This window comes from Pseudomonas sp. RV120224-01b (assembly GCF_003208145.1).
GTDB classification, from domain to species: Bacteria; Pseudomonadota; Gammaproteobacteria; order Pseudomonadales; family Pseudomonadaceae; genus Aquipseudomonas; species Aquipseudomonas monteilii.
Window position 1 is genome coordinate 1 of record NZ_QKMQ01000011.1, and the last position, 12,300, is coordinate 12,300.

13 protein-coding genes are annotated in these 12,300 nt (G+C 62.6%); 8 read left to right on the plus strand and 5 right to left on the minus strand.

Features of this window, described 5'->3' with window-relative positions; genetic code table 11:
* Positions 1-296, plus strand: a 296-nt coding sequence (locus tag N436_RS17385; protein ID WP_146232441.1) for an IS3 family transposase, incomplete at its 5' end; no start/stop codon positions are given.
* Between the two features lie 76 nt (positions 297-372).
* On the opposite strand, the gene N436_RS17390 is transcribed toward N436_RS17385, so the two are convergent.
* Positions 373-645: a hypothetical protein gene (locus tag N436_RS17390; protein ID WP_105946027.1), complete on the minus strand. Its 273-nt coding sequence runs from the start codon at positions 643-645 to the stop codon at positions 373-375.
* A gap of 207 nt (positions 646-852) precedes the next feature.
* Here N436_RS17390 and N436_RS17395 point away from each other — a divergent pair, with 207 nt between their 5' ends.
* Positions 853-1,248 carry a transcriptional regulator gene (locus N436_RS17395; protein ID WP_104834183.1) on the plus strand — a complete coding sequence of 132 codons (396 nt, stop codon included), beginning with the start codon at positions 853-855 and terminating at the stop codon, positions 1,246-1,248.
* Between the two features lie 106 nt (positions 1,249-1,354).
* Positions 1,355-2,281 (plus strand): DMT family transporter, encoded by a 927-nt coding sequence (locus tag N436_RS17400; RefSeq protein ID WP_110741618.1) that lies wholly within the window; start codon positions 1,355-1,357, stop codon positions 2,279-2,281.
* Here the strand turns inward: N436_RS17400 and N436_RS17405 are convergent.
* Positions 2,278-3,444, minus strand: coding sequence for an MFS transporter (locus N436_RS17405; protein WP_110741619.1), 1,167 nt, complete (start codon positions 3,442-3,444; stop codon positions 2,278-2,280). The two genes, N436_RS17400 and N436_RS17405, sit on opposite strands and share 4 nt — an antisense overlap.
* A 106-nt stretch (positions 3,445-3,550) precedes the next feature.
* On the opposite strand from N436_RS17405, the gene N436_RS17410 reads away from it, so the two are divergent.
* On the plus strand, positions 3,551-4,444 hold the full coding sequence (locus N436_RS17410) for a LysR family transcriptional regulator (RefSeq protein ID WP_016711885.1): 894 nt from the start codon (positions 3,551-3,553) through the stop codon (positions 4,442-4,444).
* A 124-nt stretch (positions 4,445-4,568) separates the two neighbouring features.
* Complete coding sequence (locus N436_RS28770) at positions 4,569-4,697, plus strand: PA1414 family protein (protein ID WP_009683677.1); 129 nt, start codon at positions 4,569-4,571, stop codon at positions 4,695-4,697.
* A 63-nt stretch (positions 4,698-4,760) separates the two neighbouring features.
* Here N436_RS28770 and N436_RS17415 read toward each other — a convergent pair whose 3' ends face one another.
* Positions 4,761-6,140 (minus strand): sodium:solute symporter, encoded by a 1,380-nt coding sequence (locus N436_RS17415; RefSeq protein WP_105946029.1) that lies wholly within the window; start codon positions 6,138-6,140, stop codon positions 4,761-4,763.
* A 133-nt stretch (positions 6,141-6,273) separates the two neighbouring features.
* Entirely contained in the window at positions 6,274-7,224 is a 951-nt protein-coding gene (gene speB / locus N436_RS17420) for an agmatinase (protein ID WP_003254586.1), read from the minus strand.
* A 226-nt stretch (positions 7,225-7,450) separates the two neighbouring features.
* Between speB and N436_RS17425 the strand changes: the two genes are divergently transcribed.
* The 3 genes from N436_RS17425 (at position 7,451) to N436_RS17435 (ending at position 10,810) form a co-directional block, all read left to right on the plus strand.
* On the plus strand, positions 7,451-8,344 hold the full coding sequence (locus N436_RS17425; protein ID WP_016711883.1) for a LysR family transcriptional regulator: 894 nt from the start codon (positions 7,451-7,453) through the stop codon (positions 8,342-8,344).
* A gap of 136 nt (positions 8,345-8,480) precedes the next feature.
* Positions 8,481-10,046 carry a PAS domain-containing methyl-accepting chemotaxis protein gene (locus N436_RS17430; protein ID WP_105946030.1) on the plus strand — a complete coding sequence of 522 codons (1,566 nt, stop codon included), beginning with the start codon at positions 8,481-8,483 and terminating at the stop codon, positions 10,044-10,046.
* A gap of 164 nt (positions 10,047-10,210) precedes the next feature.
* A complete protein-coding gene (locus N436_RS17435; protein ID WP_110741620.1) occupies positions 10,211-10,810 on the plus strand; it encodes a tRNA-uridine aminocarboxypropyltransferase in 600 nt (199 codons plus the stop codon).
* A 41-nt stretch (positions 10,811-10,851) separates the two neighbouring features.
* On the opposite strand, the gene N436_RS17440 is transcribed toward N436_RS17435, so the two are convergent.
* Positions 10,852-12,210: a TolC family outer membrane protein gene (locus N436_RS17440; protein ID WP_105946032.1), complete on the minus strand. Its 1,359-nt coding sequence runs from the start codon at positions 12,208-12,210 to the stop codon at positions 10,852-10,854.
* Between the last annotated feature and the right edge of the window lie 90 nt (positions 12,211-12,300).

The window sequence follows — 12,300 nt, forward strand, 5'->3', positions numbered from 1 at the left end:
TAGTCATCCACTCGGATCAAGGGTGGCATTATCAGCAGGCTCAATACCGTCACAAACTTGCCGCACGAGGTGTGAAGCAGAGCATGTCCCGCAAAGGCAATTGCCTGGATAATGCGGCGATGGAAAGCTTCTTCGGCACGCTCAAGTCGGAGTTTTTCTACCTGAATCGCTTTGAGAGTGTCGAGGAACTAAAAGCGGGACTGGATGAGTACATTCACTACTACAACCATGACCGCATCAGGCTGAAACTCAATGGCCTGAGCCCTGTGAGCTACAGGACTCAGACCACTGGCTAAAACTGTCCAACTTTTGGGGGGCAGTCCAATCCTGTGGGAGCGGGCGTGCCCGCGAAGAGGCCAGTACAGGCGACAACTACTCAGCCTTCTTCTCCGCCGTTTTCAATTCCTTGATCCGCTGGTCTATCAGCTGACACTTGTCGGGCAAGTCCTTGCTCGCCGTCTCCAGATCCATCCCCTGAAGTTCATCATTGATCTCCTTGGCCTTTTGCGGATTCTGCTCGGTCAACTGGGTAACCAGCCCGGCCAGCTCTTCACGTTTCTGCGTGGCTTCTTCCGGTGTGCAGGCCCAGGCGGGCAGGGCGCAGGACAGAGCAATGGCGCAAGTGAGGGACAGTAGCGGTTTCATCCTTTCTACCTCCAGCGATGGCTATGTGCGGTGGAGGGCAAAAGGCGCGGGCAAGTTCAGCGATTGCGACCGATGGCGATAACGGTTAGTCATCCAGCGAGGTGGGGCACTCATATCGTGGCTCTCATTTAACTTTCCGGAACGTCACCACCCACTCTCCGGTCCCAACCTGTGTACCCCTTCCGTCCATAGCTGGAGCCCATCACCATGAGCATCCCCTACGATTGGGACCTGATCGAGCGCTTGTTGCACGAGGTGCAGAACGGCGCTGGTCACAGCTTTACCCCACGCCCCTATGCCGAGCAGCACGCTGCAGCGCTGGCTGCCAAGGGTGAGCCGGTGGGAGACCTGGACCTGCTTAAAACCCTTGCCTGTGAGTACGAGAAGCTGCTGTTCAAGCGTGGCTTCATCGAAAGCCGGCCTGAAGAAGAGGGCGGAAATGGCGAAAACTTCGTGCTGACCGAGCGCGGTTTGCGCCTGATGAGCCTGATCGACAGCAGCATCCCCGGCTTCGAGCACCCGCGTCAGGTGCTGGACGAGCAGGCGGATGCGCTGGATGAAGCCACCTTCGAACAGGTGTCAGCGAAGGCGCAGATTGCTTGAGGTCGTTTTGAGGCTGGCAACGGTGGGCATGGAAACCCGATAATCGGTAACTTCTGAATACTGCCGAGCCTTTGCCCATGCCTACGATCACCCCAGAGGCCCGCCCATGAGCGCGGTCCGCAAGAACCCTGACGCCTTCGCTTTCCAGGTGATGCTGGGGCTGTGCCTGATCTGGGGTTGCCAGCAGGTGCTGATCAAAACCGCCGCCGTGGATATCGCCCCGGTGATGCAAGCGGCCCTGCGCAATGGTATCGCTGCCGTTCTGGTAGGCCTGATGTTGTGCTGGCGCGGTGGCTGGGAACAGGTCGGCACTACATGGCGCGCCGGGGTGGTGGCGGGTGGGTTGTTCGGCCTTGAATTCCTGTTCATCGCCGAGGGGCTGAAGCTGACGTCGGCCGCGCACATGTCGGTGTTCCTCTATACCGCACCGGTGTTTACCGCGCTGGGCCTGCATTTCCGGTTACCTAGCGAGCGCCTGAGACTGTTGCAGTGGCTGGGGATTCTGCTGGCATTTGGTGGCATTGCCATGGCGTTTGCCGGTGGCATGTCGTTCGAGGAGATGGATGGCCGCATGCTGCTGGGTGATGCCTTCGGTGTCATCGCCGGCCTGGCCTGGGGCGCGACCACGGTGGTGGTGCGCTGCTCGCGGCTGTCGGAGGCCCCGGCGACCTTGACCCTGTTCTATCAGCTGGCGGTGGGTTTTGCCGGGCTGTTGCTGATTGCCTTGCTCAGTGGACAGATCGGCGCCGTGTCGCTGACGCCATTGGCCATGGGCAGTGTGCTGTTCCAGGGGATTGTGGTGTCGTTCGTCAGCTACCTGACCTGGTTCTGGTTGCTGCGCAAGTACCTGGCATCAAACCTCGCTGTGTTTTCGTTCATCACCCCGCTGTTCGGGGTGACCTTTGGTGTACTGCTGCTGGATGAGCCGCTGAGCGTCAACTTTGTGATTGGCGCGTTGATGGTGCTGCTGGGGGTGATTCTGGTAAGTGCCGAGCCTTGGGTGAAGAAGCAGCTACGGCGGTATGTAGGTTAAAGGTTTGCCGGGCAGGCGCCGCCGGCCCGCTCGCTGCGTGCCAACCGCATCAGCCCTCCGGCCACCACCAACCCGCCCGCCGCCGCCATCAGTGCCGGCTGCAGCCCGCCGCTGTACTGGATGCTGAGTGCTGCCAGCAATGGGCCACTCAGTTGCCCCAGGGCAAAGCATGCGGTCAATAGCCCGGCATTGCGTTGCGTGGCATGGGGTGCCAGCTCTCGCGAGCGTTGCATCACCAGTTGCATGCAGGCCAGGAACGGCCCGCCACACAGCACCACGCCCAGCGCCAGCCCGATGCCCCCGCCCAACAGGCAGGCCAGCACGCCGACCCCTTGCAGCCACAGCGTGGCGGTCAGCCAGGTTGAGGTGCGGCCGCCACGGCGCAGGCTTACCAGCAGCACGCCCAAGGCCGCCGCCAGGCCAAACGCCGGCCAGAACAGGTCGGCCTGCCACTGCCCCTGGAACTGTTGGTTGGCCATTTGCGACAGGAAGGTGGCCGGCAAGATGTAACCCACGCCGTACAGCGCATACACCAGGCCCAGGCGGCCAATGCCGACGCTGCGGGTAGGGCCTTGGCGCACTGGCGACGGGGCTGGCGCCGCATGCAGGGCGCGTGGCAGCCATGGCCGCACGGCCAGCAACATCATCAGCGCAGCCACGGCATAGATCAGCCACAGGGCGGCCGAGCCCAGCCCCAGCACATGCGCCACCAAAGCCAGCAGCCCGGTCACGGCAATGCCCAGGCCCGGCCCGGCGAACACCAAGGCGCCTTGGCGCTGGCGGTTGTGTGCATTGGCCACTTGCTGGCTGAGGCTGGTGATCATCACCAGCACCCAGGCACTGGCCACACCGGTACCAAAGCGCAGCAGCAGGTGGCTCCACAACCCATCAGCGGCCCACGAGGCCAGAGTCAGCAGCACGCACAGCCACAGCCCGCCTTGCAGGCGCAGTCGCACCTGGCCGGGTGAGCGGGCGAACATGGCATCTACCGCGCCAATGAAATAGCCCAGGTAGTTGGCTGCCGCGACCAGCCCGGCAACCGCCAGGTCGAACTGGCCTTCGGCGATCAGTTGCGGCAATTGTGGCGTGAGGGCGAAACGGCCGATGCCCATGGCCATCATCAGCGCCACGGCGCTGGCCAGCAGTTGGATAAGTGGCGACATGACAAGTCTCCTGCACGGATGTAAGCGATAGCCGGCAGGTTAGGGCGGTTTCTTTTTCAATAAAATTGAATAATGATGATCAAGTTGTTCTGTTTTGGAGAAAGCCGTGGAATTCAGCCAGCTGCGTATCTTCCAGGCCGTGGCCGAGGAAGGCTCGGTCACCCGTGCTGCAGAGCGCCTGCATCGGGTGCCGTCAAACCTGTCGACGCGCCTGCGCCAACTGGAAGAGCAGTTGGGCGTCGAGCTGTTCCTGCGCGAACGCCAGCGCCTGCAGCTATCGCCGGCGGGCAAGGTGCTGCTGGACTACGCACACCGCATGTCGGCCTTGCGCGACGAGGCGCTGGCTGCCGTGCGGGGCGGCCAGCCGGCCGGGGATTTTGTGCTGGGGACCATGTACAGCACAGCGGCAACCCATTTGCCGGCGTTGCTGGCGCGCTATCACCAGGCCTACCCGGCGGTGAACCTGCAGGTGCGCGCTGCCCCTAGCGGCGAGCTGCTGGAAGGCTTGCTAAGCCACCGCCTGGATGCTGCCCTGGTGGATGGGCCGCTGAACCTGGCCGGGCTGGATGGGGTGCCGTTGTGTGACGAGCATCTGGTGCTGATCACCAGCCCGGAGCACCCGGCGGTGCATACCGCCAAGGATGTGGCAGGGAAGGCGGTGTTCACGTTCCGCCAGGGCTGCTCGTACCGCATGCGCCTGGAGGCCTGGTATGCCCATGCGCATACCCCTATGGGCCGGGTCATGGAGATCGAGTCTTACCAGAGCATGCTGGCCTGCGTGATTGCTGGCGCAGGGGTGGCGATGATGGCCCAGTCGATGCTCGACAGCTTGCCCGGGCGCGACCGGGTAAGGGTGCACCGTCTGCAAGCACCGTTCGATCAGGCGGTCACCTGGCTGATGTGGCGCCAGGGTATGCGCGGCGCCAATTTGCAGGCGTGGATCGACCTGCAACAAAGCGAAACGATTAACCAGTCGTCGGAATGCGCCGTTACGGCTTGATCCGCGTCAAAATGGCCCTTATCTGTAAGAGCAGAGGCATGCGTAATACAGGACATCGGGCTATGATCTGTATGAAACATCGCAGGATTGATTTGCCGTGAGGCTGACCCGTCAAGGGGGCATTATGAATAAACCACTGTCCAACTGGCTCCACGACCTGGCGGTTGCCTTGGGGCTGATTCCACCACCCTTGCAGCCGGTGCCGATCCCGACTGATGAAGAGCAGCGCAAGCGCCAGCCGCGTCGTCGCTGATAAAAAACAAAGGCCGCTGCATCCGGTTGGATGCAGCGGCCTTGTTTTATCTGTCAGGATCTATCAGGCCAGCTTCACTGCTGCCACCGACTTACGCGACATCAGGCTAACCACCACAAAGCTCACCAGGCCAATAGCCAGGCTGTAGTAGATCGGCGTATTGGCCTCCAGCCCGTCCTTGAACATGAACAGCAGCGCGGTGGCAAAGCCCAGCGACATGCTGGCAATGGCGCCGGCGGTGGTCGCACGCTTCCAGAAGATCGCCCCGATCAGCGGGATCAGCATGCCGCCGACCAGCAGGTTGTAGGCCAGGGTCAGTGCGTTGATCACGTCGTTCACCATCAGCGCGATACCCAGTACCACCAGGCCGGTGAGCAGGGTGAACAGGCGGCTGACGCCAAGGCTCGACTGCTTGCCGCCACGCAGCTTGGGCAGCAGGTCTTCGGTCACGGTCGTCGAGGCCGCCAGCAGGCCGGCACTGGCGGTGGACATCATGGCTGCCAGCGCTGCCGCCATCAGCAGGCCACGGATGCCATCGGGCAGGGTGGTCTTGATCATTTCGGCGAACGCATTGTTCGGGTTGGCCAGGTCGGGCATCAGCACATGTGCAGCCATGCCGATCGCGGCGCAGGCCAGGCCGTACAGCACGCAGTACACACCGGCGGTGGTACCGGCACGCTGGCAGACTTTCTCGTCACGGGCGGTGAACACCCGCTGCCAGATATCCTGGCCGATGAGGATGCCGAAGAAGTAGATCAGGAAGTAGGTGATGATGGTGTCCCAGCCAATGGTGGTCAGCTGGAAGCTGGCCGCCGGCAGCTTGGCCACCAGGGTGTCCCAGCCACCGGCCTTGTACAGGCACACTGGCAACAGGATGAACATCAGGCCGACGGTTTTGATCACGAACTGCACGATGTCGGTCAGGGTCAGCGACCACATGCCGCCAATGGTGGAGTACAGCACCACTACACCGCCGCCGAGCATCAGCGAGGCCCAGAATGGCAGGTCCAGCAGCACTTGCAGTACGGTGGCCATGGCCAAGGTGGAGGTTACGCCGATCATCAGCGCGTAAGCCAGCATGATTACGGCGCTGGCCTGGCGAGCAGTCGGGTTGTAGCGCTGCTCCAGCACCTGAGTCACGGTGAAGATGCGCAGGCGCAGCAACGGTTTGGCGAGGAACAGGTTGATGGCGATGATGCCCAGGCCCAAGGCTGCACACAGCCAGAAACCGGAAATGCCGTGGACGTAGCCCAGGCGTACGGTGCCAACGGTAGAAGCACCACCGAGCACGGTCGTGGCCATGGTGCCCATGTACAGGACAGGGCCGAGGTTTCGCCCGGCTACCAGGTAGTCTTCGTGGGTTTTCGCGCGCCGCATGCCATACCAGCCAAGCCCGAGCATGCCGGCGGTATAGATCATTACAACAATGATGTCCAAGGCCATTGGGGGTCTCCCGATTATCTTTATTATGGCGAGATCGACCACGCGGGCGGTTGCACGGCGCCCGGCGGTCTTGTCGTGTTGTTGGCGGGCCTCAGTGGCCCTCCCTCATGGCTCCTGCCGGGGTGTAGCGGTATTAGCGACGCACTACGCCCGGTAGCACGCAGAGCATTTCGAACAGCAGGTTGGCACCGAGCAGCGAGGTGTTGCCGGTGGTGTCGTAAGGCGGGGAGACTTCGACAAGGTCACAGCCGATCAGGTCCAGGCCGTGGCAGCCGCGAATGATCTCCATCGCCTGGATGGTGGTCAAGCCGCCAATTTCCGGGGTGCCGGTGCCAGGCGCCCAGGCCGGGTCGATGCCGTCGATGTCGAACGACAGGTAAACCGGGCCGCCGCCGACTTTTTCCCGCACTTCGGCCATCAGTGGCTCCAGCGACTTGTGCCAGCACTCTTCGGCCTGCACCACACGGAAGCCCTGGCGGCGGCTCCAGTTGAAGTCGTCGGCGGTATAGCCCTGGGCGCGCAGGCCGATCTGCACCACGCGGTCGCAATCGAGCAGGCCTTCTTCCACGGCGCGGCGGAAGGTGGTGCCGTGGGCGATCTTCTCGCCAAACATGTGGTCGTTGACGTCGGCGTGGGCATCGATGTGCACCAGGCCGATCTTGCCGTGCTTCTTGTGCAGTGCGCGCAGGATCGGCAGGGTGATGGTGTGGTCGCCACCCAGGGTCATCGGGATGACATTGTGCTCGACGATCTCGTCATACGCTTCTTCGATGATGCGCACGGCGTCCAGCAGGTTGAAGGTGTTGATCGCCACGTCGCCGATGTCGGCCACCGACAGCGAGTCGAACGGTGCAGCACCGGTGGCCATGTTGTACGGGCGGATCATCACCGACTCGGCGCGAATCTGCCGTGGGCCGAAGCGGGTGCCGGAGCGCAGCGAGGTGCCGATGTCCAGCGGCACGCCAATGAAGGCGGCATCCAGGCCTTCGGCGCTTTGCAGGTGGGGGAGACGGAGCATGGTGGCGATGCCGCCGAAACGCGGCATTTCGTTGCCGCCCAGTGGTTGGTGGAGAGTCTTGTCCACGGTGGGCCTCATCAGTCGGTCGATTGTTCTGTTTGTTCGAACCTGTGCCGCCGCGCGCCATTTCAAGTGTGGTTTTGCCGGCGGGCAGGGACATTTCGGCCAAGTCTGCTGAAGGTAGTGGCGGGGAAGAATCGCTACCGACAAAAACTTAGTTCAGGAATTTCTGAACTAAAGGCGGGCAGAGCGGTTAGACTGCGCGCAAATACCCCTGCGGAACCGTTGCACCATGGCCTCGACCTTGCCCGACCTGAAACTGCTGCGCATCTTTATCAGCGTGGTGCGCCACCAGGGCTTTGCCAACGCCCAGCGCGAGCTGAACCTTTCAACCTCGGCCATCAGTACTTACATGAGCCAGTTGGAGGGGGCCCTGGGTATCGTGCTGTGTCACCGTGGCCGTGGCGGCTTCAGCCTCACCAGCAAAGGCGAACTGTTCCACCAGGAAACCCTGCGCCTGTTGGCCGAGCTGGACGGCTTCGAGCAGTATGCCGCTGCCCTCAAGGGTGAACTGCGCGGCACCCTCAACCTTGGGGTGATCGACTCCACGGTCGGTGACCGGGCCTTGCCGCTGGCCGAAGCCATCGGCGCCTACAGCCAGGAGCACCCGGCGGTGCACCTGCACCTGTCGGTGTCCAGCCCCTACGAGCTGCAACTGGGTGTGCAGGACAACCGCCTGGACCTGGCCATTGGCGCGTTCTCCTCGCGCATGAGCGGCCTGCTGTACCAGCCGTTGTACCGTGAGCAGCACTGGTTGTACTGCAGCAGCCGTCACCCGTTGTATACCGAGCGGCGCATCCCTGAGCCGGTGGTGACGCAGCAACGCATGGTAGGGCGTGGCTACTGGAGCCAGGCCGAGTTGGCCCGGCATGGTTTCAAGCACAGCGCGGCGACGGTGGAGAGTATGGAGGCGCAGCTGATCCTGATTCTGTCCGGGGCTTATATCGGCTATTTGCCCGAACATTACGCCCAGGCCTGGGTCGACAAGGGCGACTTGCGTGTGCTGTCGCCGTCGACGTTTGGTTACCAGGCCCCGTTTTCGCTGATCATCCGTCGCGGGCGTAGCCGTGAACCCTTGATCCAGACCTTCCGCGACCTGCTGAAAAGCCAGCTCAACGTGGGCTGAGAAGCAACGCGTTCATGCATTCCGTCGGGAGGCGCTAAATTCCGGCAAAAGCAGACCGCTAACCTGATAGCGCTCTGCTACATATCAACTTGCGCTGATGATTTTCCCTCATTTCATCCTGCAAGGATCGCCCAAGATGCGCATGAATTTGCCCGTCACTGAGCACGAAAGAACCTTTTCCAGCGATCAACGCCTGATTTCCACCACGGACCTGAACAGCCGCATCACCTACTGCAACGACGCCTTCGTGGCGATCAGCGGCTTCACCTACGACGAGCTGGTTGGCCAACCCCACAACCTGGTGCGCCACCCGGATATGCCGCCGGCGGTGTTCGGGCATATGTGGGAGACCATCAAGCAGGGCAAACCGTGGATGGGCGTGGTCAAGAACCGGGCCAAGAACGGGGACTATTACTGGGTCAGCGCCTATGTCACGGCGATCTACGAACAAGGCCGCATCAGTGGCTACGAGTCGGTGCGCTCTGTGCCCACGCGCGAGCAGATCCGCCGTGCCGAGTCGCTGTATGCACGTCTTCGCGCCGGCCGTGCAGCGGTGCCATGGGCGGCGCGGCTGGGGCATGGGCTGGGGCACGGCTGGCCGCTGATTGGCGCGGGCCTGCTGTCGGCGGCTGGCTACCTGTGGCTGCCACCCTATGCAGCGCTTGGCGTGCTGATGGCCAGCCTCCTGCTGGCCTGGTACCTGGTCGAGCACCGGCAGAACCAGGCCATCCGCCGTACGCTGGCCGAGCACCCCAAGGCCTTCACCAGCCCGCTGGTGGCGTTGACCTACAGCGACAACCCAGGGCTGCAGGGCCAGCTCGACCTGGCAATCATCAGCGAGGAAGCACGACTGCAAACGGCTTTGACCCGTTTGGTGGATGCAGGCGTCGGGGTGAAGTCGCGGGCGGCGCAGTCGTCCGATTTATCCGATGCGCAAGCACAAATGCTCGACCGCCAGCGCAGCGAGACCGACCAATCCGCGACGGCCATTGCCCAGATGGCGGCGACCATTCAGGAGGTTACCCACAACGTGCAAAGCACCGCACACGCGGCGGGTGATGCCGACCAGCTGGCGCAGCAGGGTAGCGAACTGGCGCTGCAGAGCCTCAAGGCCATGGGCAGCATGAGCGATGCGGTCAATGACATCGGCCTGGCAGTCAATGCCTTGGCCGAGCAGACCCAGTCGATCGGCAGTGTGGTCGATGTCATTACCTCGATTGCCGAACAGACCAACCTGTTGGCACTGAACGCAGCCATCGAGGCGGCGCGCGCGGGCGAGCAGGGGCGCGGGTTTGCCGTGGTGGCGGATGAAGTACGTTCGCTGGCCCAGCGCACCCGTGCGTCTACCGATGAGATCCACCACATCATTGCCTCGCTGCGTGCAGGTGCCGAGCGTGCGGTGAGCACGGCCAGCCGGGGCGAGCAGATCTCGCGGGACAGCGTGCACAGTGTCGAGGCCGTGCAGGCTGCGCTGAGCGGGATAGCCCAGGCGGTCAGCCGTATCACTGGCATGAGCCAGCAGATGGCGACGGCGTCGGAGCAGCAGAGCCATGTGGCCGAGGACATCAACCAGCAGATCGTGAGGATTGCCCAGCTGTGTGACCAGAGTGCCGGGCAGGCCAGGCAGGGGGCGGAGATCAGCCAGGATCTGGAGCGTATGGCGGAGTATCTGCATAGCCTGGCGGAGCGCTTCAACCGCTGAGATTGCCGGGGCCGCTGTGCGGCCCTATCGCAGGCAAGCCAGCTCCCACAGGTACTGCATAAGCCTGTGCCTTGTGCAGTACCTGTGGGAGCTGGCTTGCCTGCGAATGGCCCGCAAAGCGGGCCTCGTTTATGTGGCAAACTGTCTCCGCCAAGGAGAACCCCATGCCCAGACCCCGTTGCGAGCGCTGCCAGCGCCCGCTCGACCATTGCCTTTGCCCACTGATCCCCGCACTCGACAGCCGCACCCGCGTCATCCTGCTGCAGCACCCCAGTGAAACCGCCCATGCCCTGAATACCGCACGTCTTGCTGCCCTTGGCCTGAACAATGCCGAGTTGCGGATTGGAGAGGTGTTCGAGGACTTGAGTGAACTGTTGGCGACGCCCGGTTACCGCCCGGCGCTGCTATTCCCGGGTGACGACGCCCAGGTGCTCTCGGCGTATAGCGAAGCCGAAGATCAACCCTTGCTGCTGATCGTGCCCGACGGCACCTGGCGCAAGGCGCGCAAGCTGCTGTACATGAATCCGTTGCTGGAGGGGTTGCCGAGAGTGACCTTGGGGGCCGTTACGCCTTCACGTTACCGGCTGCGCAAAGCGCCGGAGGAGGGGGCATTGTCGACGATCGAGGCGGTGGTGGGGGCATTGAATACGCTGGAGCAGCCTGCCTGCTTCGATGCACTGCTGGCGCCGTTCGAGGCGTTGATCGAGGGGCAGATCAAGGCGATGGGGATGGAGACGTTTCTGCGTAACCATGGTACCGAGTGAGGGCTGGGGGCCGCAAAGCGGCCCCCGAATCTCAAATCCGATCAACGCATCTCGGGCAGGCGCGCCTCGGTGCGTACCTCAGTGGTCGCCAGCGCCTCTGGCGGCAGCGAGATATGTTGCTTGGTCAGCAACTCACCCATGGTCGCCAGCACGCGGTAGCGCGAGAACTCCTCGGTATAACGCACTTCGGTGTAGCGGCGGTCAGCGTTGTACAGCTCGTTCTCACTGTCCAGCACGTCCAGCAGGGTACGTTGGCCCAGGCCGAACTGGTCCTGGTAGGCAGCACGTACGCGCTTGGTGGTCTCGGCGTATTCACGCGCGGTCGGCAGCTGCTTGCTGGCGTTGTTCATGGCGTTCCACGCCAGGCTCAGGTTCTCGGTCAGCTCACGCAGGGCGTTGTTGCGGATGTCCAGGGCCTGGTTGATCTTGTGCGCGTCAGACTGCAGGCGGGCCTTGTCGCTGCCACCGCGGAACAGGTTGTAGTTCATCTCTACACCGGCCTGCCAGTCGTTGTTGTTGTGGCCTTTCTCGCCGCCGGTGTTGTTGTTGGCACCGGTTGCCAGAATGGCGTCGAAGCGCGGGTAGAAAGTCGACTTGCCGACTTCGTACTGCTGCTCGGCCGCGTTGACGTCAGCCTGGGCAGATTTGATGTAGGGGTTGTTCTGACGCATGCTGTCGCGGGCGCCGTCGAGGGTTTCTGGCACCTCGGCCTTGATGGTCTGCGGGCTTTCCAGCTCGTCCGGGGCGCGGCCGATCACGCTGAAGAAGTTGGCCTCGGCATCGGCCAGGTCGACTTCGGCGGTGTCCAGGTTGTTTTCTGCCAGGGCGCGACGTGCGCGGGACTGGTCGAGGTCGGCGGTGCTGCCAACGCCGCGCTCGTTACGCAGGCCGATCTGGTCGTTGACGCGCAGGTGGGCTTGCAGGTTGTTCTTGGCCAAGGTTACCAGCTCGCGGCGCTTGAGCACTTCCAGGTACACCTCCACGGCACGCAAGGCGACATCTTGGGCAACGGCCTGGGTGTAGTAGGCACGGGAGGTGGAGACTGCCTCGGTACGGCCCACTTCATTCGAGGTGTTGAAGCCGTCGAAGATCATCTGCCGCAGGCGCAGCTCGGACTGGGTGTAGTTGAGGGTTTCCTTGTTGTGGTTACCCTCGGCACGGGTAGTGGTGTTGTCCGAACGCTGGCGGCCATAGCCAGCGACCAAATCCACGGAAGGGTAGTAGCCACCACGCGCAAATTTCACGTCCTCATCGGCCGACAGCTTGCTGTTGCGATTGGAGCTGACTTGTGGGTGGTAGTCCACGGCGCTCTGGACGGCCTCGGTGATCGACATCGCCTGTACGTTGGCACTCGCCAGGGCCAACAGTAATGCACTGGTGATGGGGTTCAAAACGCGCATGGTACATCTCCCTGATCCTGGAATTGATCCTGCTGCTCGCCAAAAAAATGACGATAATGTTATCGCGTATAGTGTTGCAGGTTTTTAACA